This is a genomic window from Caldimonas brevitalea (genome assembly GCF_001017435.1).
Classification (GTDB): domain Bacteria; phylum Pseudomonadota; class Gammaproteobacteria; order Burkholderiales; family Burkholderiaceae_C; genus Caldimonas; species Caldimonas brevitalea.
This window is the reverse complement of the sequence record NZ_CP011371.1, coordinates 667,589-691,836: the sequence shown is the minus strand read 5'-3', so window position 1 is coordinate 691,836 and position 24,248 is coordinate 667,589. Positions and strand designations below refer to the sequence as shown.

At 64.8% G+C, this 24,248-nt stretch carries 15 protein-coding genes, 15 tRNA genes and 1 pseudogene; 26 read left to right on the top strand and 5 right to left on the bottom strand.

The features are described 5' to 3' along the window. Nucleotides 1-567: 567 nt before the first annotated feature. From AAW51_RS03055 to AAW51_RS03030, 6 genes are all read left to right on the top strand, one after another. A tRNA-Gly gene (locus tag AAW51_RS03055) sits at nucleotides 568-646 on the top strand. 346 nt (nucleotides 647-992) lie between these two features. Then, a tRNA-Phe gene (locus AAW51_RS03050) sits at nucleotides 993-1,067 on the top strand. A 45-nt stretch (nucleotides 1,068-1,112) separates the two neighbouring features. Next, nucleotides 1,113-1,189, top strand: a tRNA-Arg gene (locus tag AAW51_RS03045). Between the two features lie 27 nt (nucleotides 1,190-1,216). After that, a complete protein-coding gene (locus tag AAW51_RS03040) occupies nucleotides 1,217-2,419 on the top strand; it encodes an RtcB family protein (protein ID WP_047193438.1) in 1,203 nt (400 codons plus the stop codon). A 108-nt stretch (nucleotides 2,420-2,527) separates the two neighbouring features. Next, complete coding sequence (locus tag AAW51_RS03035; RefSeq protein WP_047193437.1) at nucleotides 2,528-3,091, top strand: HNH endonuclease; 564 nt, start codon at nucleotides 2,528-2,530, stop codon at nucleotides 3,089-3,091. Nucleotides 3,092-3,133: 42 nt separating this feature from the next. Continuing rightward, complete coding sequence (locus tag AAW51_RS03030; RefSeq protein WP_047193436.1) at nucleotides 3,134-4,726, top strand: RNA-binding protein; 1,593 nt, start codon at nucleotides 3,134-3,136, stop codon at nucleotides 4,724-4,726. A 595-nt stretch (nucleotides 4,727-5,321) separates the two neighbouring features. Here the strand turns inward: AAW51_RS03030 and AAW51_RS03025 are convergent. After that, nucleotides 5,322-6,128 (bottom strand): alpha/beta hydrolase, encoded by an 807-nt coding sequence (locus AAW51_RS03025; RefSeq protein WP_238947742.1) that lies wholly within the window; start codon nucleotides 6,126-6,128, stop codon nucleotides 5,322-5,324. Between the two features lie 43 nt (nucleotides 6,129-6,171). After that, nucleotides 6,172-6,927, bottom strand: a complete 756-nt coding sequence (locus AAW51_RS03020) for an SDR family NAD(P)-dependent oxidoreductase (RefSeq protein WP_047197324.1) — start codon at nucleotides 6,925-6,927, stop codon at nucleotides 6,172-6,174. A gap of 206 nt (nucleotides 6,928-7,133) precedes the next feature. On the opposite strand from AAW51_RS03020, the gene AAW51_RS03015 reads away from it, so the two are divergent. Beyond that, complete coding sequence (locus AAW51_RS03015; RefSeq protein ID WP_047193434.1) at nucleotides 7,134-8,111, top strand: LysR family transcriptional regulator; 978 nt, start codon at nucleotides 7,134-7,136, stop codon at nucleotides 8,109-8,111. A 42-nt stretch (nucleotides 8,112-8,153) separates the two neighbouring features. Here the strand turns inward: AAW51_RS03015 and AAW51_RS03010 are convergent, their stop codons facing one another. Next, nucleotides 8,154-8,693 (bottom strand): isoprenylcysteine carboxyl methyltransferase family protein, encoded by a 540-nt coding sequence (locus tag AAW51_RS03010; protein ID WP_047193433.1) that lies wholly within the window; start codon nucleotides 8,691-8,693, stop codon nucleotides 8,154-8,156. A 290-nt stretch (nucleotides 8,694-8,983) separates the two neighbouring features. Here AAW51_RS03010 and AAW51_RS03005 point away from each other — a divergent pair, with 290 nt between their 5' ends. The 16 genes from AAW51_RS03005 to AAW51_RS02935 all read left to right on the top strand — a co-directional run bounded on the left by AAW51_RS03005 (nucleotide 8,984) and on the right by AAW51_RS02935 (nucleotide 14,654). Further along, nucleotides 8,984-10,141 carry a CHRD domain-containing protein gene (locus AAW51_RS03005; protein ID WP_047193432.1) on the top strand — a complete coding sequence of 386 codons (1,158 nt, stop codon included), beginning with the start codon at nucleotides 8,984-8,986 and terminating at the stop codon, nucleotides 10,139-10,141. Between the two features lie 485 nt (nucleotides 10,142-10,626). Continuing rightward, on the top strand, nucleotides 10,627-11,802 hold the full coding sequence (locus AAW51_RS03000) for a hypothetical protein (RefSeq protein WP_157359591.1): 1,176 nt from the start codon (nucleotides 10,627-10,629) through the stop codon (nucleotides 11,800-11,802). A 174-nt stretch (nucleotides 11,803-11,976) separates the two neighbouring features. Beyond that, the gene (locus AAW51_RS02995; protein WP_047193430.1) at nucleotides 11,977-12,180 is read left to right on the top strand and encodes a hypothetical protein; all 204 of its coding nucleotides are present in this window, start codon (nucleotides 11,977-11,979) and stop codon (nucleotides 12,178-12,180) included. A gap of 228 nt (nucleotides 12,181-12,408) precedes the next feature. Then, nucleotides 12,409-12,481 (top strand) — tRNA-OTHER (locus tag AAW51_RS02990). Between the two features lie 55 nt (nucleotides 12,482-12,536). Then, nucleotides 12,537-12,612: transfer RNA gene (locus tag AAW51_RS02985), tRNA-Asp, on the top strand. Between the two features lie 6 nt (nucleotides 12,613-12,618). Beyond that, nucleotides 12,619-12,694, top strand: a tRNA-Phe gene (locus AAW51_RS02980). Nucleotides 12,695-12,703: 9 nt separating this feature from the next. Further along, a tRNA-Arg gene (locus AAW51_RS02975) sits at nucleotides 12,704-12,782 on the top strand. Between the two features lie 10 nt (nucleotides 12,783-12,792). Beyond that, nucleotides 12,793-12,868: transfer RNA gene (locus AAW51_RS02970), tRNA-Trp, on the top strand. An 11-nt stretch (nucleotides 12,869-12,879) separates the two neighbouring features. Then, nucleotides 12,880-12,953, top strand: a tRNA-Asn gene (locus AAW51_RS02965). 9 nt (nucleotides 12,954-12,962) lie between these two features. Next, a tRNA-Ile gene (locus AAW51_RS02960) sits at nucleotides 12,963-13,037 on the top strand. A gap of 5 nt (nucleotides 13,038-13,042) precedes the next feature. Then, nucleotides 13,043-13,117, top strand: a tRNA-Pro gene (locus tag AAW51_RS29695). Between the two features lie 9 nt (nucleotides 13,118-13,126). Continuing rightward, nucleotides 13,127-13,202, top strand: a tRNA-Pro gene (locus AAW51_RS02955). Nucleotides 13,203-13,328: 126 nt separating this feature from the next. Next, nucleotides 13,329-13,399 (top strand) — tRNA-His (locus AAW51_RS02950). Between the two features lie 30 nt (nucleotides 13,400-13,429). Beyond that, nucleotides 13,430-13,519 (top strand) — tRNA-Ser (locus tag AAW51_RS02945). 123 nt (nucleotides 13,520-13,642) lie between these two features. After that, nucleotides 13,643-14,593 carry an IS481 family transposase gene (locus tag AAW51_RS28905; RefSeq protein ID WP_083438028.1) on the top strand — a complete coding sequence of 317 codons (951 nt, stop codon included), beginning with the start codon at nucleotides 13,643-13,645 and terminating at the stop codon, nucleotides 14,591-14,593. Further along, a tRNA-Glu gene (locus AAW51_RS02935) sits at nucleotides 14,581-14,654 on the top strand. The genes AAW51_RS28905 and AAW51_RS02935 overlap by 13 nt, the downstream gene beginning before the upstream one ends. Nucleotides 14,655-15,114: 460 nt before the next feature. Here AAW51_RS02935 and AAW51_RS02930 read toward each other — a convergent pair. Together AAW51_RS02930 and AAW51_RS31310 are read right to left on the bottom strand one after the other, a co-directional pair. Beyond that, nucleotides 15,115-16,377 carry a type II toxin-antitoxin system HipA family toxin gene (locus AAW51_RS02930; protein WP_047193428.1) on the bottom strand — a complete coding sequence of 421 codons (1,263 nt, stop codon included), beginning with the start codon at nucleotides 16,375-16,377 and terminating at the stop codon, nucleotides 15,115-15,117. A 124-nt stretch (nucleotides 16,378-16,501) separates the two neighbouring features. Next, nucleotides 16,502-16,639 (bottom strand): annotated as a pseudogene (locus AAW51_RS31310) (helix-turn-helix domain-containing protein); the annotation flags it as partial. 119 nt (nucleotides 16,640-16,758) lie between these two features. On the opposite strand from AAW51_RS31310, the gene AAW51_RS02920 reads away from it, so the two are divergent. The 3 genes from AAW51_RS02920 to AAW51_RS02910 all read left to right on the top strand — a co-directional run bounded on the left by AAW51_RS02920 (nucleotide 16,759) and on the right by AAW51_RS02910 (nucleotide 24,199). Continuing rightward, nucleotides 16,759-20,637, top strand: coding sequence for a DEAD/DEAH box helicase (locus AAW51_RS02920; protein ID WP_157359590.1), 3,879 nt, complete (start codon nucleotides 16,759-16,761; stop codon nucleotides 20,635-20,637). A gap of 659 nt (nucleotides 20,638-21,296) precedes the next feature. Further along, nucleotides 21,297-23,336: an elongation factor G gene (gene fusA, locus AAW51_RS02915; RefSeq protein WP_047193425.1), complete on the top strand. Its 2,040-nt coding sequence runs from the start codon at nucleotides 21,297-21,299 to the stop codon at nucleotides 23,334-23,336. Between the two features lie 41 nt (nucleotides 23,337-23,377). Then, the gene (locus tag AAW51_RS02910; protein WP_047193424.1) at nucleotides 23,378-24,199 is read left to right on the top strand and encodes a nucleotidyltransferase domain-containing protein; all 822 of its coding nucleotides are present in this window, start codon (nucleotides 23,378-23,380) and stop codon (nucleotides 24,197-24,199) included. Nucleotides 24,200-24,248 lie beyond the last annotated feature (49 nt).

Genomic DNA, 24,248 nt, shown 5'->3' with positions numbered 1-24,248 from the left:
GAAATATCGTCTCGCCCGCTTGACGCAGAAGTGAAGAGTCTTTACAGTCCGGACCTCGCTGCAGCCACCGCTGCGGCTCCAACGATTCCAAGCAACCCACCACTCAAGAGTTCATCGTGAAAACCCGAGGCCACCTCACCATCCGCTCGCTGCCCCCGCTGGGTCAGTTTGCGTTCGTGCATGCGGCGCTCGCAGGGTCGAGTTTTGGCAAGCTGCCTCAAGCAGGCAGCAGCACGATGAATGAACGGCATCCCGTCCAGGGCCAGCGACCGGTCGTGTCGCTTGGTTGTGGTGATCACGATGGGATGCATCCGGGCACGGGAGGCGCGTAAAGCAGCGCACCCGCCACTCGATCACATGTCGAGGCCCGGATTCCGAAAGGATCCGGGCCTTTTTGTTTTCCTGCCGGCTTGACCGTGATCGGTCGAGCCCATTCTCGGCCGGCCGGCAACCGGTCCGCGTGTTCCACCGGGACACACCGATGCGCACTGCGCGTCGGATCGCTCCTTAACAACTTGCCGCGACTCGCCTCGTGCACGACTGAGTGCAAGGCGTGTTCGCAAACATGCGGATATAGCTCAGTGGGTAGTAGAGCGCGACCACGCCATGGTCGAGGCCCCGGGTTCGAACCCCGGTATCCGCTCCAACATCCGTCTATCTCATTGCGGGTGTGCTTCGGCACAACGGCCGTGCATGTGCCCCTGAAAGCGCAGGGGCGGCCGGGATGTGCGCTGTGGGGACGCCCGCATCGTGCAGCGAGACCGCGCTGAGCGGGGCATGCCCCCGCGCTCGCGCCGGAGCACAACCGCAATGAGATTCAGGAGCCCGTGGTGCGCGGCGGCAACTGCGCAGGCGCCTCTTCAGAGACAGCGCGGGCTTGCCCCGCCACGGAAGCCAGCAACAGAAGTCCTCGTGAGCGCATGCTTCGAGGGTGGAAAACGGCCGCAAGATCGGGCGGCGCCGGAACCCGTCACCGGAAACCACATTTCATTGCCGCGGTAGCTCAGTCGGTAGAGCGCCGGTTTGAAAAGCCGGGCGCGGGGCATCGATTCCCTCCTGCGGCACCATCGTTCAAAGCGTTCCATGGGGCCACGCAAGCCCCCCTCCACGCCGCGTCCGTAGCTCAGTCGGCAAGAGCATGGCCGTCCGAAGGCCAAGGCCGGTGGTTCAAGTCCATCCGGACGCACCAACCCATACAACAAGAAGGAGCACAGCCATGAAGCTGATGAAAAACGTCCAGGGATGGACCGAAGGCGTCGAGGTCGACCACCAGGCGCTCAACCAGATCCGCAACATCGCCGGCCTGCCCATCGTGGCCGGACACGTCGCGATCATGCCGGACGTGCACCTCGGCAAAGGTGCAACGGTGGGATCGGTGATTCCCACGCGCGGCGCCATCATCCCCGCCGCGGTCGGTGTCGACATCGGCTGTGGCATGTGTGCCGTGCGCACCGACCTGAAGGCAGCGGACTTGCCCGACCACTTGGCCGGGGTGCGCTCGGCCATCGAGTCGCTGGTGCCGGTGGGGTTCTCCGCACACGAGAAGGAAGTGAACCCGACGCACGAGGCGGCACACGGCCGTGTGCTCAAGCAGCGCATGGATGTGTTGTACACGCGCTTCGAGCAGCTCTCGATCCTGACGGTGCTCGGCGCGCTCGACGCCCGCAAGATCTGGAAGCAGATCGGCACGCTGGGCGGCGGCAACCACTTCATCGAACTGTGCCTCGACGAGGTCGGCGCAGTGTGGGTGATGCTGCACTCGGGCTCTCGCAACATCGGCAAGACCATCGGCGAGGCAGCGATCGGCATGGCACGCGACGCTTGCGTGAAGGCCGGTGTGCACCTGCCCGACCGTGACCTTGCCTGGTTGAACGAAGGCACGCCGGAGTTCCACCAGTATGTGGAGGCTTTGCAGTGGGCGCAGGACTATGCGGCGCTGAACCGCGACCTGATGCTGTTCCGCGTGATGCGGGCGCTGCGCGCCTCGTTGGGGCGCGAGATCGGCTCCACCAAGGAGGCGATCAACTGCCACCACAACTACGCAACCGTCGAACAGCACTTCGGCGCCAAGGTGTGGATCACCCGCAAGGGCGCGGTGAGTGCGCGTGAAGGGCAGCTCGGCATCATCCCCGGCTCGATGGGCGCCAAGTCGTACATCGTGCGCGGCAAGGGCAACCCTTTGTCGTACTGCTCGTGCTCGCACGGTGCCGGCCGTCGCCACTCGCGTGGTATGGCCAAGCGCTTGTTCGACCTCGACGCGCTGGCGGCGCAAACCGCCGGGGTGGAATGCCGCAAAGACGAAGGTGTGCTGGACGAGATCCCGGGCGCCTACAAGAACATCGATGCGGTGATGGCCGCCCAGGCCGACCTGGTGAGCGTGGAACACACGCTCAAACAGGTTTTGTGTGTGAAAGGCTGAAGAAGGCACCTCGCCGCTTGCAAGCGGCGAGGCAGGACAAGCGGTGTCTTCCTTCAGCTCTTCTTATCGAAAACAAGCTGGAGAAAAGGAAGAAAGGAGGCACCTCCGATGCACCAGCACGTTCTGCAACTGGACATCCAGGGCACCCCGCAGCGTTGGATCACGCTGGAACACGCGGCCCTGCACTACGCCACCGACACCATCGCCTGGGTCGACGGCAGCACGCCGCTGCGCACGCTGCGCGGCGGCTTCAACACCAAGACGGGCCGGCAGTCGTTGATCGACGTGCACCCGATCATCGCGCTGCGGGGCGCACCGCGCATCAACCTGTTCGACGTGACGCCCTCGTTCGCCAAGCACAAGCTGTTCCGGCGCGACCGGTTCACCTGTGCGTACTGCGGCCAACGCTGGCCGGAGCGCGAGCTGCAATGCGAACACATCGTGCCGGAGTCGCGCGGCGGCGGATGGACCTGGATGAACCTCGTCACCGCCTGCGGCCCCTGCAACGGTCGCAAGGCCGACCGAACGCCGGAAGAAGCACGCATGCCGCTCGTCTACCTGCCCTACGTGCCCAGCCGCTTTGAAGACTTTTTGCTCGAAGGCCGCCACATCCGCGCCGACGTGCACGAGTGGCTGGCGGCGCGGCTGCCCAAGGGGTCGCGGCTGAGCTGATGTGACCCGTTACCCAATGACCAAGACCGTGAGGAGGCTTCAATGGTCAACACCCAACTGTTCCAGACGCTGAAGGGTGTGCTGCTGCCGAAGGCCGACGCCGTGAACCACGAGCAGGCCCCGGCCTACGCCTTCAGCCCGCGCCACCAACTGGCGCAACTGGCGGCTACCGGCTGCCTGAACCACACCTTCTACGCCTCGGCCGAAGAGCAGCTGGGGCGGGTGCTGGCGCTGGCCCGCGAGGTGGATCCGTCCTTCGTGGCGAAGACGGCCCTGCACGCGCGCCGCGCCGGCCACATGAAGGACATGCCGGCGCTGCTGCTGGCCGTGCTCGCAACCCGCGACGTCCACCTGCTCGAGGCGGTGTTCGGCCAAGTGGTCGACAACGGCAAGATGCTGCGCAACTTCGTGCAGATCGTCCGCTCCGGCGTGACGGGTCGCAAGTCGCTCGGCTCGCGACCCAAGAAGCTGGTGCAGCACTGGCTGCAAACGGCCAGCGAACTGCAGCTGCTGCAGGCTTCGGTGGGCAACAGCCCGTCGCTGGCCGACGTGGTGAAGATGGTGCACCCGAAGCCGGCCGAAGCCTGGCAAGCCGCGTGGTTCGCCTGGCTGATCGGCAAGCCGTATGACGACGCGGCGCTGCCGCCGCTGACCTGGGCGTTCGAGCGCTTCAAGCACGCCTTGCTCCACGAGCCTCGCGACGGCCAACCGCTGCCGGTGCTGCCGGACGTGCCATTCCAGCTGCTCACCGCACTGCCGCTGACCACCGAGCACTGGGCGGAGATCGCTCGCAAGGGCTCGTGGCAGATGCTGCGGCAGAACCTGAACACCTTCGCACGCCACGGCGTGTTCGCGGTGCCGGGCGTGGCCGACGCAGTGGCCGCGAAGCTGCGCGATGCGTCGGCTGTCATGCGGGCGCGCGTGCTGCCTTACCAGCTGCTGGCGGCGTACAAGGCGGCGGGCCCTGACGACGTGCCGGCGGTGGTGCGCGATGCACTGCAAGACGCGATGGAAGCGGCGCTGGTCAACGTACCCGTGCTGGACGGGCACGTCGTGGTGTGCCCGGACGTGTCGGGCTCGATGAGCACGCCGGTGACCGGCCATCGCGGCTCGGCAACGTCGGCCGTCCGTTGTATCGACGTTGCGGCACTCGTGGCGGCGGCCTTCGGCGCGAAGAACCCGCGCACGCAGGTGCTGCCGTTCGAGCAAACGGTCGTGACGGTCGACCTGAACCCGCGCGACTCAGTGATGACCAACGCCGCCAACCTGGCGGCCGTGGGCGGCGGTGGCACCAACGTGAGTGCGCCGCTGGCGCGGCTGAACCAGCAAGGTGCGTCGGTCGACCTGGTCGTCATCGTCTCGGACAACCAGTCCTGGGTGGATGCCCGAGGGTATGGTGGCACCGAAACGATGCGGCAATGGTCACAGCTGAAGTCGCGTTGTCCGCTGGCCAAGCTGGTGTGCATCGACCTCCAGCCCTACCACACGACACAGGCGGCAGAGCGGCCCGACGTGATGAACGTCGGCGGGTTCTCCGACGCCGTCTTCGGCACGATCTCGCAGTTTGCGAAGGGCACGCTGGAGGCGGAGCACTGGGTGGGCGAGATCGAGAAGATCCCGCTCGAGGCCCGGTGAGGACGTCTGCGCAGCAGCAGGAAAGCGCCACAGGCGAATGAATGCCCACAGGCGTACAGCGCCACCTTGCCACGGGAGCGTGCGAACTCCCAGCCGGGACACCGGCCGGCAAACTCTTGTGACTCTCGTCGCCGGTGGCGCTGACCGAGCGATCTCCCTTTGATTTTTCGGCGCGAATGCCGGCAGGACTACATCGGGACCAGCAAGTTCGACTCTTGCCGCCGGGCGACTGGCGAGGTCTTGCCTCCTCTCGTCGCGCCACCTTTTTTCCGCCCGGGGCGGTGAATGCAGGTGGAACTACAGACTCTTCATCTCGTGTCGCGGGTTCGAGTCCCGCCGGTCTCATATGAGGGGGACCGTAGCTCAGTGGGTAGAGCACGACGTTTCACCGATACTCGTCATCTGCTTCAGGCGGATTCTTTTTCTGTTTTCAACCTGTTCTTGCGATACCTACAGGCGGGGCTGGCCCTTCCTGTTCATCGCACCGTTGTTGTCGGGCGCCTTCGGGCGCCTTTTTTTTCGCCGGGGTTGCACTGCCATCGCCCATCACCGCCGACCTTCGGCGTTCGCCGGCGGCGCTGGGCGGTCGCCTGGCTCACAGCTTGGCCGCAGCCGCCTCTTCGATCAGCTGGGCGATCTCGGCAGGATGGCTCACGTTCGGCACGTGCGACGCCTTCGGGATCTCGACGATCTTGCGGGCACCCGCGCGCACCGCCATGAACTTCATCGCCGCGGGCGGGATGTTCTTGTCGGCGGTGCCGAAGATGAACCATGAGGGAATAGTCTTCCATGCCGGGTCGCCCGAAGGTTCGGTCAGCGCGGCTTCGGCCACCGGTCGCTGAGTGGCCGCCATCAGGCGCGCGGTCGGCGCCGGCACGTCCGCCGCGAACTGGGCATGGAACTTGGCCTGATCGATATACAGATCCTTGCCGCCGCCGCCCAGCGGGACCGGCGGCGCCAGGGCGTCGCCTAGCGTGCTGCCCGGATAGCGCCCCGACAGCTCGATCACCGTCTCACCCTTGTCGGGCGCGAATGCGCCCACGAAGACCAGTGCCTTGACGTTCTTCAGGCCGGTGGCGGCATTGGCGATCACGGTACCGCCATAGGAGTGGCCGACCAGGACCACCGGCGCCGCAATGCTGGACGCCAGTGCGCGCACATAGGCGGCATCGCCACTGACGCTGCGCAGCGGGTTGGCGGCCGCCACGACCGTATAGCCCTTAGCGCCCAGTGCCGCCGCCACCGCGTTCCAGCTGTCGGAACCGGCGAAGGCGCCGTGCACCAGCACGACGGTGGGCTTGCCCGGGCTCGTGGCATCGCCGGGGGCAGCCTGGGCCGCGCCGGCACAAAGGCTGATCGAGACGGCGGCCGCGCTCGCGGCCATCAGTTGACTGGTATTCATGATGAATCTTCCGGTGGATTGAAGGGGTTGGGGTCGCACGGGCTTAGGCCCGCAGCGCATCCTCGCGGAAGTCCGCGATCGTGCGTACATAGCCGTCCACGTCGGCATACTTCTGCTGCATCTTTTCGACCGTGCCTTCGTGCGTCGTGATCAGGAACTTGTCTTCCAGCGTGCCCCTGAGCATCTGGCGGGCCGCCTCCTGGACTGAAATCGCCCCGGCCTGCAGGTAGGGAATGTCGTCGATCAGCGGTGTCCAGACTGCTTCGGGGCAGGCGACCGACACTTTGAGACCTTGTTTGCGGTAGGAGAAGGCCATCCACTCGGCGTAGCCAAAGGTGGCGTACTTCGTGGTCGCATAGCCGATGCTGGTCAACTCGCTCAGGAAGCTGGAGGCGGACGCGGTGATCACCAGATGCGGCCGGCTGCCCGTGGCCATCAACTCGGTGATACAGCGGCCCACGCGCACATGGCTCATCAGGTTGGTCGACAGCATCCGCGTCCAATCGTCTTCCGAGGAAGCTCCGTTCATCGGGAGGCTGATGCCGGCATTGGAGAAGAAGTAGTCGATGCGCAAACCCTTGCGCCGCACCTCGTCGAACAGATAACGCACCCCGGCCTGCTGCGACACGTCGGTACGGATGAACAGCGCCGGCGCGCCATCGGCCTGTTGCACGCTGGCACCTTCCTGCAGATCCGCCAGCACCAGCCGAGCGCCTTGTACGGCCAGTTGCGCGGCCAGTTCCTTGCCGATGCCGCTGCTGGCGCCGGTGATGACCACAACCTTGTCTGCATAGGACACGCGCATTCTCCGATCGTTGAAAGTGCGGAGATTGTGGACACCGGTCCGCGCGCCAAGGAGGACGTTGGCCGAAACCCAACCTTGCGTCCAGCGCAATGTCGTCGTGTGATCGGCGACCGGCTATGGCGTCCATCGGCGCATTCAACCGCTGCGCGACCTCGATCCGGTAAAGTGCGCCGGCTCGCACACGATACGGAGGTGACGCTGTGGACAGCTTGTACTCGATGCGCGTTTTCGTGCGCGTGGTGGACTGTGGAAGTCTTGCCGGGGCGGCGCGGCACCTTGACCTCTCTCCCGCTGCCGTCACGCGTGCGGTTGCCAAGCTGGAAAGTGAACTCGGCGCGCGGCTGATCCACCGCACCTCCCGCAGGCTGGTGCTGACGTCCGTGGGCGAGGACTATCTGGAACGGGCGCGCAGCATCCTGCAGCAGGTCGAGGAAGCCAATGCGCTGGTCGCGGACTCTGTGGCCACACCGAAGGGACCGCTGCGTCTCCTGGTGCCGAACTCGTTCGCGGTTCATACGTTGATGGACCGGCTACCCGCGTTCCGCCGCCGCTACCCGTCAGTGACGCTGGAGATGACCACGGGCGGCTGCCACGTGGCGGCAGACGACAGCTATGACGTCTGCGTGCAGCTGGTCGGTGGGGGCTGGACCTTGGGCAACGACTTCGTCGCCCGGCCGCTGGCCCTGACGGAGGCCGTTGCATGTGTCGCGCCGTCACAGCTGTCGCGAGATGGAGAACTGCGCCGCCCCGAGGAACTGGCCGAACGCGATTGCCTGGTCTTCGGCGCGCAAGGACACGGCATCTGGCGCTTCGACCAGCGAGACGACGAGGGCGCGCAGCCGATCACGGTGGAGCCTCGCCCGGTGATCAGCAGCGTCGATGTCGACACGCTGCTCTCGGCGGCCACGGCCGGGCTGGGCTATGTCGGGCTGCCCAGCTATGTGGTCGGCGCCGCCTTGCAAGCGCGCACCCTGGTGCGCTTGCTGCCGCAATGGCATGTGCTGACCTATCAGCTGTATGCAGCGGTGCCCAGCCGCAAGTACGTGCCGGCCAAGGCGCGTGCATTCGTGGACTTCCTGGTGCAGAGCTATGGCGGCGGCCAGCGCGACATCTGGCTGGATCGGGCACCGGGGGTGACCCCGAGCCTGAAGAGCGCCGCCCTCGGCGCCGTCGGCTGACCTGCGACGAGCCCGCAAAGGGCGACGTTCTACCGCCGGTCACTAGGACCGGCCGTAACCAGGGAAAACCTTCGCCATCGCCGCCTCTTCCACGCGGATACGACGCAGCAAGATCGACAGGTAGAGGGGCAGCCCGATGACCAGGGTGGCCCAGGCCTCCATCGCCAGCGCAAAGCCGATCAGCTCAGGACCGATGTTGAGCAGGTAGTTCGGATGCTTGAAGAATCGGTACAGGGAGCCGGCGCGCAGTTGATGTGTCGGCGCGATGATGATCTTGACGGTCCAGAACTCGCGCAACTCGGCAATGACCAGCACCAGGGCCAGCATCGAGAGTAACCACAGCCCGACCCCCGCCAGGGACAGGGCCGTCGGCTCCGTGCCCCGGGCCCATCCTTCCAGCGCGGCGCTCAGGTAGTACAGCGTGTGCGCGAACGCGAGCCAGCGTGTGTTCCGCGGATCGAATTCGACACCGCCGCGCTGTCTCAGCCTCGACTCGTTGCGTTTGGAAATGGCGAGGCTCGCGAGCCGGGCCATCACCGCCATGGCAGTGAAAACGGCGACGTACAGCGGCGATGAAAGCATGTAAATGTGATGACTTTGGCTAGGGCTGATGGCGCCTGCACCGATCCGCGATGGATGCGGTGCTCGCTGTTAGATTGTTAAGGAGATTTTTCCTAGGTTCAATACAGCAAAGCGAAACGATCGCTTCGGGGTGGTGCAATGCCGCTTGCCATCGAGACGCAAGCCCTGGCCAGCCAGGAGGCGAACGAAACGTTACGCCGTCTTCCTCGTTCTAGGGGGATCCATTTGCACGCCGGCTCCGTAGATGTTTCGGGCAGACCTTCCTGCTCGAACCTTCAAGGAGCCTTTGGATGAAACCTCTCTACGTGTTTGCAGTTCTGGCCACCACCGTCCTGGTGGCGTGCGGTGGTGGCGGTGGTGGTGACGACGACGGCGGGTCACCTGCCACTCCGGCCATCGAAACGATATCGGTGTCACTGACCGGGGACCAGGAGGCCCCCACCCCGGTCCTGACGGCGGCGAACGCGTCGGGCACGGTCAAGATCAACCGGACTGCGCGCACCCTCAGTGCCACGGTGACCATCGACGGCCTGACCCCGACCGTCGCCCACATCCATGCCGGCGAGGCCGGACAGGCTGGTGCGATCGTGTTCCCGATGACCCTCGAGGGCTCGGTGGCGACGCTGGTCGAGACACCGCTCACAGCCGAACAGCTGGCGTCGCTGGACGCGGGCAAGCTCTACGTGAACGTGCACAGCGCCGCCCATCCGGCCGGCGAGCTGCGCGGCCAGATCGGACGTGAGGTCTTCACGGCCGAGCTGTCCGGCGCACAGGAGACCCGGCCCGTCCAGACCAAGGCGCGCGCTGCGGGCCTGCTGGTGCTGAATCCGTCCGACGGCAGCCTCAGTGGCGAGGTCGAGGTGCAAGACGTGGTGGCCACCGCCGCGCATGTGCATGGCGCGCCGTTCGGAAGTGATGGCCCCATCGTGATCCCGATGCACGACCATGGTGGCCACGGTCATTTCACGGTGCCGGACAACACCAAGCTGAGCACGGAGCAGATCAAGGCACTGCGCGCAGGCGAGATGTATTTCAACGTGCACAGCGCTGCGCATCCCGGTGGCGAGATCCGCGGTCAGATCGGGCGCCGCATTCTTTTGGCTGCCGCCAACGGTGCCCAGGAAGTGCCGGCCAACGCATCCACCGCGACGGGCACGGGCTTCGTGGTCTACGACGCCGTGACCCGGAAGATGAGCGGCAAGCTGGCGCTGCAGGGCCTCAACGCGACGGTCGCACACATCCACGCGGCCGCCGCCGGCAGCAACGGCCCGGTCGTCCAGGAGCTCGCCGCCCCGGCGGCAGGCAGCAATGACTGGCTGATCCCGGCGTCGGCACCCGCGCTGACGGTGGAGCGTGCCCGCGCGCTGCTGAATGGCGAGTTCTATTACAACGCTCACTCCGCGGCCTTCCCCGCGGGTGAGATCCGCGGTCAACTCGCCCAGCCTTGAGCGGGCGTATCGGGGAACGGCCTCAGCGGACCGTGCTCTGACCGGCGTGAGATGGCGGAGCGTGCCGGTGGCACGCATCACCTCTGCCCGTCCCACTTCGGTATCTGCCACGGCGCTTCGGTTCTTTCACAGGCCGGGGGCCTTCGCCCTGCGACAGTGAAGGGCCCGTAAGCACCCGTGCATGCCCTTATGCAGGTCGGCGGGTTGCTCGAGTGCGACGGTCGCAAGGGTGCGGCGTCCATCGGAACACAGGAGACCCCGTGCGCATTTTGAACAACCTGAGGCAGAGCCTTTCGACCTCGACGACACAGACGTCACCCAGGACCGCGCCCGGTGGAGAGAACCCTTCTTCCCCACGGGGGTCCGCATTTCTGACCTCGCGCAGTCCTTCCTTGAGTACACGCAGTTCTTCCGGCAGCTTGGCCCCGAGGTCCGCCAGTCTGCCGCGCTCGCCGTCGCTGCCCTCTTTGCCCACCATGCCCTCCTTGTCGGACATGGTGGCGGAGGGCTTTGCCAAGGCCGGAAAGCCGGGGTCGGGCGCGACTCAACAACATGCCTCCGTGCCCGGGCCATCGAACCAGGCACCGCAAGGCGGCGCCGAGCCGGGCAGCCAAACCCCTCAGCACAACCGAAGCGGGGAGCTGCCCCAGCACCTGGCGCAGTCGCAGATCGTTGCCGGCAACTCACACATCGGCGGCGTTCTCAACTCCACCAACGCGGTGGACGTCGGGATGAAAGGAGCCGTGTTCTCCGACAAGTTTCAGGACAGCAAGAGTGTGCGGGCGTTTCTGGACACGCATCTTGCCGGTTCGGTGTCGGGCCAGCTCAACGCCCCGGCGTCGAGCTGGAGCACCAAGAGCTTCCAAGCACTCTTCATGGCCGCCTGGGCCCACCACCCGACCGAGAAGGGCTCGTACATGATCGATCTGTCCGGTCTGCCCCCCGGGCAACTCGACCAGATCAAGAAGGCTCACGAAGAGCACTGCACTTCGCGACCGAGCAGTCATCTGAGCGGCAAGGGTCGGTCAGCATCGAAAGACTTCGAGTTCCTGAAGGGATACAAGGAGCTGTTGGTGCAGATGGAACACATCGACGGCAAGCCCTATTTGTTCCTGAAGACCGAAGGGCACACGACGGGCCTCTCCGGCATCGTGGGCCACACGAAGAGCTACCTGCACAAGGTCAAGACGGGTGAAGGCAAGACCGCGTCGCCGTACCTCAATGCCATGGCAACAGCGGCGCCAGGTCTCGTCGAACCACGGGCCGCCGAGAACTATGGCAAGGACTATGGGAAGCTGCTCAAGTCGCTCGACCTCAAGGGCAAGTCGGTCACCGCCCGCACGGTGACCGAAGCGCTGTTCACGGCGACGGGTTATCAGCCGGCAGGCGCAGCGGGGGCTGGCGGTTTCGCAAAGAATGCGACCAATGAGCAGCTCGGTGCCGCGCTGAAGCAGTATTGCGATGCCGTGCAGGGCGGAGGTGCCGACGGCTCGAACTTGCGGGGGCCTGGCAACATGGTGACGGACGCCGCGATCGGGGATCTGCGCAAGGTCGCGCAGAGCCTGATCGACGATGGTGCGACACAGCACAGCCGCGTGCACCGTGAAATCATCGTGTCGCCCAGCAGCCTCGATCAGTCGATGAATCGGCTCGAGCGGTGAGGTATCGAGGGACAAGGCGGTGCGGGAAGGCGGTTGCGCCTAAGAGTCGCATGATCGAAGAAATCTAGCCTCACCCGCTTGACAGCAGCGTAAAGAGTCTTTACAGTACAGACATTCGATGCGGCCAAGGCCGCGTTTCAAAGAACTGAAGCAATCAACACCGAAGAGTTCATCGTGAAGATCCAAGGCCACATCACCCACCGCACGCTGCCGCTGCAAGGTCAGTGTGCGTTTGTGTGCACGGCTGCCGAAGGGTCGCATTTTGGCAACCCGATGATCTCCAGCACGGTGAATGAACGGCATCCCATCGTGAGCCATCGACTTGTCGTGTCGCTTGGCTACGAGGATTGGATGCATCCGGGCAAGGGAGGCGCGTAGACCAGCGCGCCCGCCACTCGATCACATGTCGAGGCCCGGATTCCGAAAGGATCCGGGCCTTTTGCATTTCGGCTGCGCTGGCCCTCAGAGGCAACGGCCGCCACGACCGACGGCATCGGTCAACGTGTTCCACAGGAACCTACCAACGGGAACTACTCGTCGGACAGCTCTTTAACAAGTTGCCGCGAGACGTCTGCAGCACTGGATGCAAGGCGGCTCGCACACAAAGCGGATATAGCTCAGCAGGTAGAGCGCGATCACGTGGTCGAGGCCTCGGGTTCGAACCCCGGTATCCGCGCCAACATCTCATGGCGGAGGTGCTTCAGCCTTACGGCCGAGCACCTGCCCATGAAAGAGCTCCGTTAACTCAGTGGCCAGAGTGCCGGCCTGTCTAGCCGGAAGCCGCGGGTTCGACTCCCGCACGGGGCGCCAAATATTGCCGCGGTAGCTCAATGGGTAGAGCGCCGGCCTGAAGAGCCGGGCGTAGGTGGTTCGAATCCTCCCCGCGGCACCAACATCCACAGCCTCCTTAGCTCAGCAGGATACAGAGCGCCGGTCTACGAAGCCGGAGGTCGCACGTTCGAGTCGTGCAGGAGGCGCCAGAACATCGAAGGGTATGTAGCTCAACTGGCAGAGCACCGGTCTCCAAAACCGAAGGTTCGTGGTTCGATTCCACGCATGCCCGCCATCCGATTCAATTTCCCGATAGCTCAGTAGGTAGTAGCGCCTGGCTGTTAACCAGGAGGTCCGCGGTTCGAACCCGTGTCGGGGAGCCCATCATTTCTCGCGTAGCTCAGTGGCAGAGCACCGTCTTGATAAGGCGGGGGTCGGTGGATCGTTCCCACCCGCGAGGACCAGTTGACAGCGCGTAGGAGAGCTAGGGCTATCCGTCGCGTTCGGGACGCGAAGAGCGGTGGTTCAAATCCACCCACGCTGCCCCTCAACACTCGGCGTAGCGCAGTGGGTAGCGCGCGTGCTTTGGGAGCATGAGGTCGTCCGTTCGAGCCGGACCGCCGAGACCAGATCAACGGGATGCGACGCAGCCAAGTGGCACGCCGGGGTTGGGCACCGAAGGATGATCGCCGAGCCTAGGAGGCGATCATGGTTCGCGTCCCGCCATCCCGCTGACCAGTGACGTGCGTTCAGGTGTGGCCGTAGCTCAATGGCAGAGCCGCGGGTTGTGGTCCCGCTGATGTCGGTTCGACTCCGACCGGTCACCCCTGAGCGCATCGATGCAACCAGGTTCAACGGAGAGCTGCCCGAGGGGAAAGGGGTCGGCTTGCTAAGTCGAAGCCGGTGCGCAAGCGCCGCACAGGTTCGAGTCCTGTGCTCTCCGCCAACCGATACACCGGTCTCGTTCGTCTAGTTGTGAAGCTCCAATAGGTTGTATCTGTGGTTCACCCGGACTGAGTCTGGGAGACTGGAAGTCGCCAAACACCCAGCACTTCCAGGAAACAGCCGGATGAACACCCATAAGAATGCCCGACTTACGTTTGCCCGTCGCGTTGAAATGGTCGGAGACATGACCCGAGCCGGACTGAGCCCCTGCGAGGCGGCATGGCGGCATGGTGTGACGCCACCTACGGCACGCAAGTGGCTGGGGCGCTACCTAGCCGGGGGAGATGCTGCACTGGTAGACGCATCCTCCAGGCCCAAGCGCTCGCCCAGAGCAATTGAGCCGAGCAAGGCATTGCTCATCGTCGAGTTGCGAGGTCGCCGGATGCTGCAGTCGCGCATTGCCCAGAGCGTGGGGGTGTCTGAGGCGACGGTCAGCCGGGTGCTGGCGCGCGCTGGGCTATCGAAGTTGTCAGACCTCGATCCGCGCGAGCCGGTGCAGCGGTACGAACACGCCGAGGCGGGTGACCTGCTGCACATCGACACCAAGAAGCTCGGGCGTATCGAGCGACCCAGCCACCGAGTGACCGGCAGCCGGCGCGACACCGTCAACGGCGCGGGCTGGGAGTTCCTGTTCGTGGCCGTGGACGACCACGCCCGGATAGCCTTCACGGCCATGCACCCGGACGAGCGAAAGGAAAGCGCCGTGCAGTTCTTGCGCGACGCCGTCGCCTACTACAACCGCCTGGGCGTGACGATCAAGCGGCTGCTAACCGACAACGGTCCGGCCTTCCGTTCCAAGGCCTTCCGCCTGGCATGCGAGCAACTGGGCATCACGCAGAAGTTCACCCGCGCCTACCGGCCACAGACCAACGGCAAGGCCGAACGCTTCATCCAGTCTGCCCTGCGCGAATGGGCCTACGGATGGACCTACCAGAACTCAGAGCAGCGACGCCACGCGCTTCACAGTTGGCAGCATCACTACAACTGGCACCGTCCGCACCACGGCATCGGCCGCGTAGCTCCAATGTCACGACTTCCTCCTCCGAGATACAACCTCTTGACAGTTCACATCTAGTGGCCTAGGACACGACGCTTTCAATGTCGGAACACGGGTTCGATTCCCGTACGAGACGCCAACCATGCAGGTGTAGGTCAGAACTTCACTTGTGATCTGGTTTCGCGATGAATGCAGGTGGGACTACAGGTCAGAGCGCCCACGCTCCGCTGCTGGCGGGCTTGGGAGGTCGCGGGTTCAACTCTCGCCCGGCGAATGCCGGTAGCTCAGGGTAAGACGTCTCACCGTTCCTCGTCATCGCATTCTTTTGTCGGGCGCCTTTGGGCGCCCGTTTTTGTTTGGGTCCTGATGTCTGCATGCAAGGGCTGTTGTTGGCAGGCATGGCGGCGCCGGCCTTCAGCCGCGCGGGAAGACCTGTGCCTGCTGCTGAGGATGGCGTGCGAGGCGTTGCAGGCCCCGGTGCGCAAGATGCTGTGAGAGCACGGAGGGACGACGCGTCTCGCCTTCGAGGTGCCGCGCGGCCCTTTCCGTCGAAGCGGTCGGCACCTGCCTCACACGGCCTTTCCACTCCCGCTGGGCGATCAGGCCCTCGTCGCGGCCCCGCCGCTTTTCGACGCTTTGCACTCCTGGGCATAAGCCAGGCCGATGTCCCATTGCTCCTTCATGCGGGCAAGCAGCTCGCCGGAAACGCGCGGGTCTTTTTCCGCTTCGGCCAACGTCCGGATCATCGCGTCTGCAATCCGTTCCAACACTTCCGCTGGCTGTTGCACGCCGCACAACTCGCGTCCGAAGTCGAGCAGCTCGACCGTGGTCGGATACGCTTTGGAAGTGTATTTCTTGCCTCGGCGCCACTTGAGCGCCAGCGTCCGGTCGACGTCTTCGAAGCCACCCGGCCGCTCGTATTTGTAGACCGTGGTCGTCACCACATCGAACATCGGCGCCAGACGCGCGTCGTCGTTCCCGGTGTAGAGCAGGCCGAAGTTTTTCAGATGGGCATCGCCGTTGCGCACCATCACCGAGAAGGCAAGCTGGACGAAGAACCGTTGGAGGTCTGCACCTGGCGCAGCGGAGAACAACCTGATGACCTCGGTGATCGCCTCGTAGCTGCCCTGGTACTTCCTCTCGGAGAACCGGTCATGGACCCGCAAGGCCATCAACGCGGCAATGTCCTCAAATCCAAGGCGTTGCCCTGCGCTGTCGATATCAAAACGGTCGATGACGAGAATGTCGCCCTTTGCGGAAAGGTCGAAGCTGGGCACCTCGATGCCCGCATGCGCGGCGGCCGTCAAACAGATGAACTCGTTTGCGGCGAGGCCCGGATACTGCGGCCCGGCGCTTTTCACGATCAGGTCCGGAATCGGGATGGAGGCCCGCGAGGGAATCATGATCTTGGGCTGAACGCCCGAGATCCCGGCGCCGGTCGACAGGTAGGCATTCACCAGCCGCTGAAAGAATTCGCCCTCTGCCTGGCTGGAAAGCAGCTCCTGCCGAGACATCGCGGCCCCGGGCTTCGGCGCCGTCTCCCCTGCTGTGTATCCGAGCCGGCCGATGCCGTTGTCGCCGGCCAGTGCCAGCAGGTGCATCTTGGTGATGGCCCGCTTCGGGTAGAGCTCGATGATGCGCTGGAACAAAAAGCCTTCGGGCAGGTTCATGTCCATCGACGGGAACAGATCCCCGTCCGACCAGGTCGTGCGGCTGGGAGGCATGAGCATGCTGACCGCCGGCTGTTCCGCTTCGGCGCTTCGATACGTGAAGACGTACTGGGACTCGCGGACCAGCGTTCCGGCAAGTGCACCGCCGACACGCACGTCGAGCAACTTGACCTTCTCGGGTAGTTCATTCACCGTCGTCTTCCTCGGCGAACCTGCGACTCATTTCCTCGAGCGTGGGCCTGCCCAGCGCCTTGATTTCGATGCCGTAGCCCAGGGCGCCGAGCACCGCGAGGAAGGTGCTCAACGAGACATCCTCGCCTCGTTCCAGCCGATGCACCGTGTCTCGGCTCTTCCCCGAGATCTCGGCAAGGCGTGCAGCAGGGACGCCTTTGGCCTTGCGGAGGCGGCGGAGCGCCGGACCGGCGTCATGCAGAAGGCGGAGAGTGTCTGACATATCGGACATATTAGCCAAAATCCCCGATTTCTGTCAGACATTCTGGACGCACTCGGCTTGTTCACGTCGGCCTTGCGGGGTGCGTGTCGCCATCTCTTGGCGCCTCTGCCGAGCGAACCATGGCGGCGATCGCCGTTGCAACGCACGCCCTGATCTCTTCAACCCAGGAACCGTTGAAGCAAGGGCACTTCCACGGCGCGGATACCAACCGGCACATATCTCTCGACCCGTCCCTCTACCGCTATGGTTTAGTCCAAGCCGTTTCCCCCAACCCGCCAGACAGCAAGCTCGTTGTTGCTGCCGCTATTGAACCGGGAACCCGCATGGACCGAGCAAGAGCCGACGAGATCCTCAACTATTGGCAGGCGATCGAGCACCTACAACCCGCGGTTGCGCCGGCACACAACCCCGAGAAGTTTTGCTGGTCGGTTCGGAATGAACAGGATCTACCGTGGGTGGATGGCTCGAAACGCCGACACTTGCGGGTTCCCCCCGGGGCGAAGTTTCGCTGGGAGTTTGTGATCTATGCAGGCCTTCTCGACATGAAGCGCCTGAGCCAGCGCCTTTGCGAACTGTTGGACGTCGACCCGCCGGATGCTGAACGCGACCGATCGACTGAACCTGCCGCCGTGCTGGCCCTCCAGGTCGACTGGGACGGCATCGTTTCGAGCAAGCCCAGTCTCTCGGGTCTCCCATGGGCCGTCAGCCGTATCAAGGCAGCCAGTGCCGGCGCCCCGCTGAATTTCGACGGATTCTCTGGGGAAGATGGATTCGAGCGGTCGACCATTCAACGGCTGAAGGACCTCTTGACAGAGCGGCAGGTGCGCCCAGTCACACCGCAAGAGCCGCTGGCGAGCAGCGACCGCGGCGCGTCCGCGAGCGGATCGAATGCTGAAATCGAGACCAACGGCGACAGTACCGAGCGTTGTCCCACCACTTTCGCCGACATAGAGGCACTGCTGGATCTCGCATTGCGAGAGACGCGCTGCGCACAAGAGTTCCCGGTAAAAGAGGTGGCGCGGGTGGAGGCGACCCGGGTCAGCCTGCGGCGCGATGCCGACGAGCCCGAGCCGCAGGCCATCCTCAACAGCTTCTACCTGCAGGATCTTCTACTGGTCAGGCAAGCTTGGGCGTCCGATGCCGTGGGTGCCGGGCTGAGGCAATACATGGCCGGAGGCCATTCTGGCGACCGCGTTGACGTGGTTCACGATGACGACGGAGAGGTCGCCGTCGAGGGGACTCTGCCTCGGTACCTGCCGGCCGGATGCTGGCCCTCTAGCCATCCTATGGTCCTGGCGCAACAGTTCGCTGTGAACACGCTGAGCCGCGAACTGTTCGGCACTTGCGGGATTTTTTCCGTCAACGGGCCGCCGGGTACTGGCAAGACCACCATGTTGCGGGACGTGGTGGCGCTGTTGGTCGTCGAGCGCGCCAAGGTTCTCGCTGCCTTTTCATCACCGGCCAACGGGTTCGACGGCGCCGGGGCGCCGGTGCGGGGAGAAAAGCCGGGGAAGATGTATCCGCTCGACGCGCGGCTGCATGGGTTCGGCATGGTCGTCGCCTGTCTCAACAACGGCGCCGCGCAGAACGTGACGAGAGAGTTGCCTGCCGCGAAGTCGGTCGACGCGCCCGACGTGAAGATCGACTACTTCGCAGCGGTGGCCGAAACCTTGCTTGCCGGCGCCAAGGACAAGGAGCGCAGGCGCGGCAGCGCCTGGGGACTGATCGCGGCAGTGCTCGGCAACTCGGAACTGCGCAATCACTTTGTCACCCGATTCTGGTTCGCAGGCGGTGGCCAGCGATCCATGCAGGACCAGCGGGGAGAGCCGGACTCCGAGTTTGTGAGCTTCCGCAGCGTTCTAGAAGCCGGTGTCCCTGGTGCCCGGCCTTGGAGAGAGCAATGCCGGACGTTCAAGGCGGCTCTGGAACGATCCGAGGCGGCCCTGCGTCAACGACAACAACTGGCCGATGTGTTGGCAGAGGTAGAGGAACTGAGGCAGGAGGCGAACGCCGCGGAGGCCCTGCACCGGAAGATTCAGCAGGCGCTGCAGACCCAGCAGGGCGAGCTTGAGACGGCAAGAGGCCTGGAGGTGGCTAGCCGGGAAAGGCTGGGTCTGGCGGATGCGGCGCGCGCCAAAGCGAAAGACCTCGGACAGGCGATCGCGCGACGCCGAGACCACATGAAAAAAATGCCGGCCGTGGCCAACACCCAGGCGTCCGACTGGGATTCACATCGCGCAGGCGATGCTCTGGCGGATCTGCGTGCCATGGCAGCCCTTCATTCACGCGCGATAGACGAGATCGACAGGCGAAGGCCCGGTGCACTCGCACGCTTTTTCAACACCCGCGGCTTCAGGATATGGAGCAAGGACAGGGCGCAGGCAGTGGAAAAGTGCCTCCACATCGAAATGTCGATCATCCAGTTTGCGCGCTGGGTCGAGGAGTTCGGCAGCCTGGATCAACAGCTTCGCGTGGCAGAAGACGCCCTCGACGTGGCGGCCGATGCGTTCGACCTGCAGCGGTATCTCGATGCTCATGAGGCGGCTCACCGGGAGGTGGCTGCGTGTGAATCCCAAGTGGCCAGGTTGCGGGAAGAAGTGCAAGCGCTCGAACAGGCGGCAGGTGCGAGCGCTCGGAAAAGGGCTGAGGCCATCTCTGGACGCGACAGGGCGGAAGCCGTGATCCACAACAGCGGATTCGATGCATCGACATTGGCTGGTTGGCAACTTGCAAGCCACACGGAGCGCGAGAGGCAAACGTGTGCCCCTTGGTCGGACGCGGCGCTTCAGAAACTTCGGCACGAGGTGTTCGTGGAAGCGATCGAGTTGCACAAGTCGTTCATTGCGCGCAACGCCGAGGTTGTGAAGAAGAACCTGAGTCATCTGATGGATCTCCTCCAGGGCAAGCTGGTGCCGGCAAACGTCTGCGCCGGTGTGGGGCATCTCTGGGAATGCCTGTTCCTTTGCGTGCCGGTGGTCTCGACCACGTTTGCATCGATGGGCACCGTCTTCCGCGGCATGGACCGAGAGAGCCTGGGGTGGGTGTTCATAGACGAGGCCGGGCAGGCGCCGCCGCAAGCGGCCGCCGGCGCGCTATGGCGCGCGAAGAGGGCGCTGGTCGTCGGCGACCCGCTCCAACTGGAGCCGGTCGTCACGGTCCCCGCCCAAGTGGTCGACGCGCTCGAGGACCGTTTGGGTCTACCTGCGACGTGGAATCCGCGCCTCGCCTCCGCCCAGGTCTTGGCCGACCGCGCCAACCGTTATGGGACGGTGATCGATGGAGAGTGGGTCGGTAGTCCCTTGCGGGTTCATCGCCGTTGCGTCGATCCCATGTTCAGCATTTCGAATGCGATCTCTTATGACGGCCTGATGGAATATGGCACGTTGATCGGCAAGGATGAGCAGGATCGACAGTGGCTGGGCGAGAGCTGCTGGATCGATGTCCCCTCACGCTCGGGCGGCGGCCACTGGGTGTCCGTTCAAGGGAGCGTCGCCATCGAGGTGGTCAAGCAAGTTCTCTCGCTGGCGTATGTCAACCGCCAGGTGTTCGACGAAGACGGGCGAGCCCATGTGTACTTGATCGCACCCTTCAAGGACGTCGCGGCGGGCGCCAAGGAGATGTGGAACCGTGCGGGCATCCCAAACGTCAAGGATGCTTGCGGCACCATTCATACGTTCCAGGGCAAAGAAGCCGATGTCGTGGTCCTGCTGCTCGGGGGAGATCTTGCACGACCCGGCGCGATATCCGGCTTCGCTGCAGCAAAACCCAACCTTTTGAACGTTGCCCTGACGCGCGCGAAACGGCGGGTGTACGTGGTGGGCGAACACGAGCAGTGGCGCCGCCATCGGTTCTTCAGTCTCTTGGCTGACCGGCTGCCGGTTATGACCCCGGAGCAGTTGTTGGGAGGGGGCGAGCTGCTGGGACGGGCAGAAGGGCGTGTGCCCGTTCAGATGCCCGGCGTGAAGCAGATGGTTGGGCAACCGCGGCCTTGGTCTTGAAGGTGTCGCCGCCCGCCGAGTCTGTCAGCATTTTTGTAGTTGAGGCACCGTCCTCGTGATGGCGAAGGCGGGCTGAGTCAACCGCAGCACGCCCGACGCTACCGCGCAAAGGCGATGAATCCCGGCTTGTTCCCTGCTTGTGATGGTGGGCGGCATTAGACCAGTCTCCCCGCGGCATCTTCCCCCAAATTTGGGGGGCCGTCCCGCTCTTGCCGTCACGCGTGCTTCCTGTCGCCTCCGCCACAAGGCCCCCGACGCGCTTTGCTTGAGCCCGTTCGCCGTCGACTCGCGACAACATGCACATCAACAGGATGTTGCGAAGTGGTTCGAGCTCTAGGACAATATCGAAACCATGAAACTCATCAACGTGATCAAGGCGACCATCGCCACCTGAAGCGCCTTTCGATCGCGTTCGGAAGGCCTGTATGCCTTCCGGCCCTCAAACCCCGGCAGGCTCCGCCCTCCGGGGTTTTGTGTTTTCTAGGGTTCCACCATGCGCACCTACGACAAGCTGATCGCCACGATTTCCGCCCGCCGGAGCGTGGACTGCGTGCGCGCACGCTCCGGCCATCTTCCGCATCCGCGACGCTAGCCCTGCATCAGGCGAACCGGCCTGAGGGCAGCGTCTTGCCCAACAGGCTTGAGAAGAAAGATTCGCCATGAACCCGAGATCATCCAGACAACTGCGCAACATCGGCGTCATTGCCCACGTGGACGCCGGCAAGACCACGACCTCCGAACGTATCCTGTTCTACACCGGCGAGAACCATCGCATCGGTGACGTGCACAACGGCAACACCCGCATGGACTACGACCCGCAGGAGCGCCGCCGTGGCATCACCATCAACAGCGCTGCCATCACCGTCCATTGGAAAGGCGTGCAGATCAATCTGATCGACACGCCCGGCCACATCGACTTCAACATCGAGGTGAACCGTTCGCTGCGTGTGCTCGACGGCGCCGTGGTGGTGTTCGATGGTGTGGCGGGCGTGGAGCCGCAGACCGAGACCAACTGGCGCCTGGCGGACAAGTACCGCGTGCCCCGCATCGCCTTCATCAACAAGCTCGACCGGGTGGGAGCCGACTTCCTGCGGGTGGTGGGCATGATGGAGGAACGGTTGGGCACGACGGTGGTGCCGCTGCAGCTGCCGGTCGGCACCGAGGGCGACTTCCGTGGCGTAGTGGATCTCATCACCCTGCAAGCGCTGGTGTGGGACCGCGACGACGCGAGCCAACCCCATCGTTCGCTGCCGGTGCCGCCCGAGTTGGTGGAGCTTGCTGACCATCACCGCGCCCGTTTGATCGAAGCCGTGGTCGAGCAGGACGAGCAGGCGCTGAACGCCTACTTGAACGGTGAACCGCTGGAGGCAGCCCTGTTGCGACGCTGCATCCGCCGTGGTGTGCTGTCGGGTGCGTTCGTGCCGGCGCTGGCCGGCTCAGCCTTCCGCAACCGCGGGGTGGAGCCGCTGCTGGACGCGGTGGTCGACTTCCTGCCGGCGCCGAAGGACGTCCAGCGTGCCGAAGGCGAGCCTGCGTCCGACCCTGAAGGGCCGTTCGCTGCGCTGGCCTTCAAGGTGGTGGCCGAAGGCCATGGCTCGATGGTGTTTGTGCGGGTCTACCGTGGCCGGCTGCGGCGCGGCGATGCGGTGCTCGATGCGAGCACCGGGCGCGTGGAGCGTGTGTCGCGGCTGTACGAGGTGCATGCCGACGACCATGTCGAGGTCGACGAGCTGCAGGCAGGCGACATCGCGGCGATCGTCGGCTTGAAGGAGACGCTGACCGGGCACACGCTGTGCGACCCGGCGCACCCTCTGCACCTGGAGGAGATCAGCGTGCCGGAGCCGGTGATCGACGTCGCCGTCGAGCCGCGCACGCGCGAGGACGCGCAAGGCCTGGCCAAGGCCCTGCAGACCTTGCTGCGCGAGGACCCGAGCCTGCGGATGCGGCACGACGCCGAGTCGGGGCAGACCATCCTCTCGGGCATGGGTGAGCTGCAGCTGGAGGTGTCGATCGAGAAGCTGCGCTCGCGCCACGGCGTGGAGGTGCAGGTGGGTCGCCCGCAGGTGGCTTACCGCGAGACGCTCGGCCGGGCTGTCGAAGTGCACCACGTGCACAAGAAGCAGACCGGCGGCCCGGGGCAGTTCGCCGAGGTCTGGCTGCGCTTCGAGCCTTTGGCGCGAGGCGAAGGCATCCGGTTCGAAAGCCGGATTGTCGGCGGCGCGATTCCCCGTGAGTTCGTGCCGGCGGTGGAAGCGGGTGTACGCCGAGCGGCACAGACGGGTGTGGTGGCCGGTTTCCCCTGCGTCGACTTCGCGGTGACGCTGGTGGACGGCGGCTTCCACGAGCGCGACTCGTCGGCGATGGCCTTCGAGCTGGCCGCGGCGGCCGCGGCGCGAGAGGCGTTTGCGAAAGCCGAGCCGCAGGTGCTGGAGCCGGTGATGGCGGTCGAGGTCGTGACCCCGGCCGAGCATCTGGGCGACTGCATCGGCGACCTGCACCGCCGGCGCGGCATCGTGCGGGGCCAGCAGGCGCGGGGCCAGGCGGTCGCGATCGACGCGCAGGTGCCGCTGAAGGAGATGTTTGGCTACATCGGGAACCTGCGGGCGCTCTCTTCCGGGCGTGCGCAGTACACGATGCAGTTTGACCACTACGAGGTGGCGCCGCAGAAGGTGACGGCTGAGGTGGTGATGCACGGCTGACGCGGCACCACCATGATGATGACGATGTGAAGGAGTGAGAGATGAACGAACCATACCAAGGGGGGTGCGCCTTCGGCGACACGGAGGCGCACCCGATCGACCCGGCCGTGCGGCAAGAGATCCTGCGGAAGCTGCAGGCGGTGGAGGCCGAGCACGACGTGCGTGTTCTCTATGCTTGCGAGTCGGGCAGCCGGGGCTGGGGCTTCGCGTCGCCTGATTCGGACTACGACGTGCGCTTCGTTTTCGTGCGGCCGGTGCAGGAGTACCTGCGGGTGGCACCTGTGCGCGACGTCATCGAGGAAGCGCCGGGACCGGTCTTCGACGTCAACGGTTGGGATGTGCGCAAGGCGCTGCAACTGCTCGCGAAAGGCAATGCAACGCTGGTCGAATGGCTCAGCTCGCCGGTGGTGTACCGGCAGGACGACCGGTTCGTGCAGCGTCTGCGCGACGTGGCGGCTGCGGTGTACCAGCCGGTGCGCTCCTTCCATCACTACTTTGCGATGGGGCGGGGCAACTACAGGGAGTACCTGCAGGGCGACCAGGTTCGGGCGAAGAAGTACTTGTATGTGCTGCGGCCGCTGCTCGCGGCACAGTGGGTGCTCGAGCGACCCGAAGCGGCTCCGCCGATGGCGTTCGAGTTGCTGGTGCGCGAGCTGGTGACGGAGCGCGCGGTGTTGCAAGACATCGAGGAATTGCTGGCGGTGAAGCGGCGCAGCGGGGAGCAGGAATGGCTGCCGGCGCGGCCGGGGTTGAATGCTTACCTGGAGGGGCTAATGGGACGACTGGCCGAGGCGCCGCCGACGATTGGTGCGCCGGATATGTCTCGGCTGGATGAACTGCTGGCGGAGACGGTGCTGGGGTGAGGGGCTAGAGCGGCCGGCACTTGCCGTTCTCTCCTGTCTCTTTGAGCGC

Bases quoted from the DNA above. Each gene is read 5' to 3' on its own strand.
- AAW51_RS03040 (WP_047193438.1), top strand. From the start codon at position 1,217: ATGAAGCTGATGAAAAACGTCCAGGGATGGACCGAAGGCGTCGAGGTC.
- AAW51_RS03035 (WP_047193437.1), top strand. From the start codon at position 2,528: ATGCACCAGCACGTTCTGCAACTGGACATCCAGGGCACCCCGCAGCGT.
- AAW51_RS03030 (WP_047193436.1), top strand. From the start codon at position 3,134: ATGGTCAACACCCAACTGTTCCAGACGCTGAAGGGTGTGCTGCTGCCG.
- AAW51_RS03025 (WP_238947742.1), bottom strand. From the start codon at position 6,128: ATGAATACCAGTCAACTGATGGCCGCGAGCGCGGCCGCCGTCTCGATC.
- AAW51_RS03010 (WP_047193433.1), bottom strand. From the start codon at position 8,693: ATGCTTTCATCGCCGCTGTACGTCGCCGTTTTCACTGCCATGGCGGTG.
- AAW51_RS03005 (WP_047193432.1), top strand. From the start codon at position 8,984: ATGAAACCTCTCTACGTGTTTGCAGTTCTGGCCACCACCGTCCTGGTG.
- AAW51_RS28905 (WP_083438028.1), top strand. From the start codon at position 13,643: ATGAACACCCATAAGAATGCCCGACTTACGTTTGCCCGTCGCGTTGAA.
- AAW51_RS02920 (WP_157359590.1), top strand. From the start codon at position 16,759: ATGGCGGCGATCGCCGTTGCAACGCACGCCCTGATCTCTTCAACCCAG.
- fusA (WP_047193425.1), top strand. From the start codon at position 21,297: ATGAACCCGAGATCATCCAGACAACTGCGCAACATCGGCGTCATTGCC.
- AAW51_RS02910 (WP_047193424.1), top strand. From the start codon at position 23,378: ATGAACGAACCATACCAAGGGGGGTGCGCCTTCGGCGACACGGAGGCG.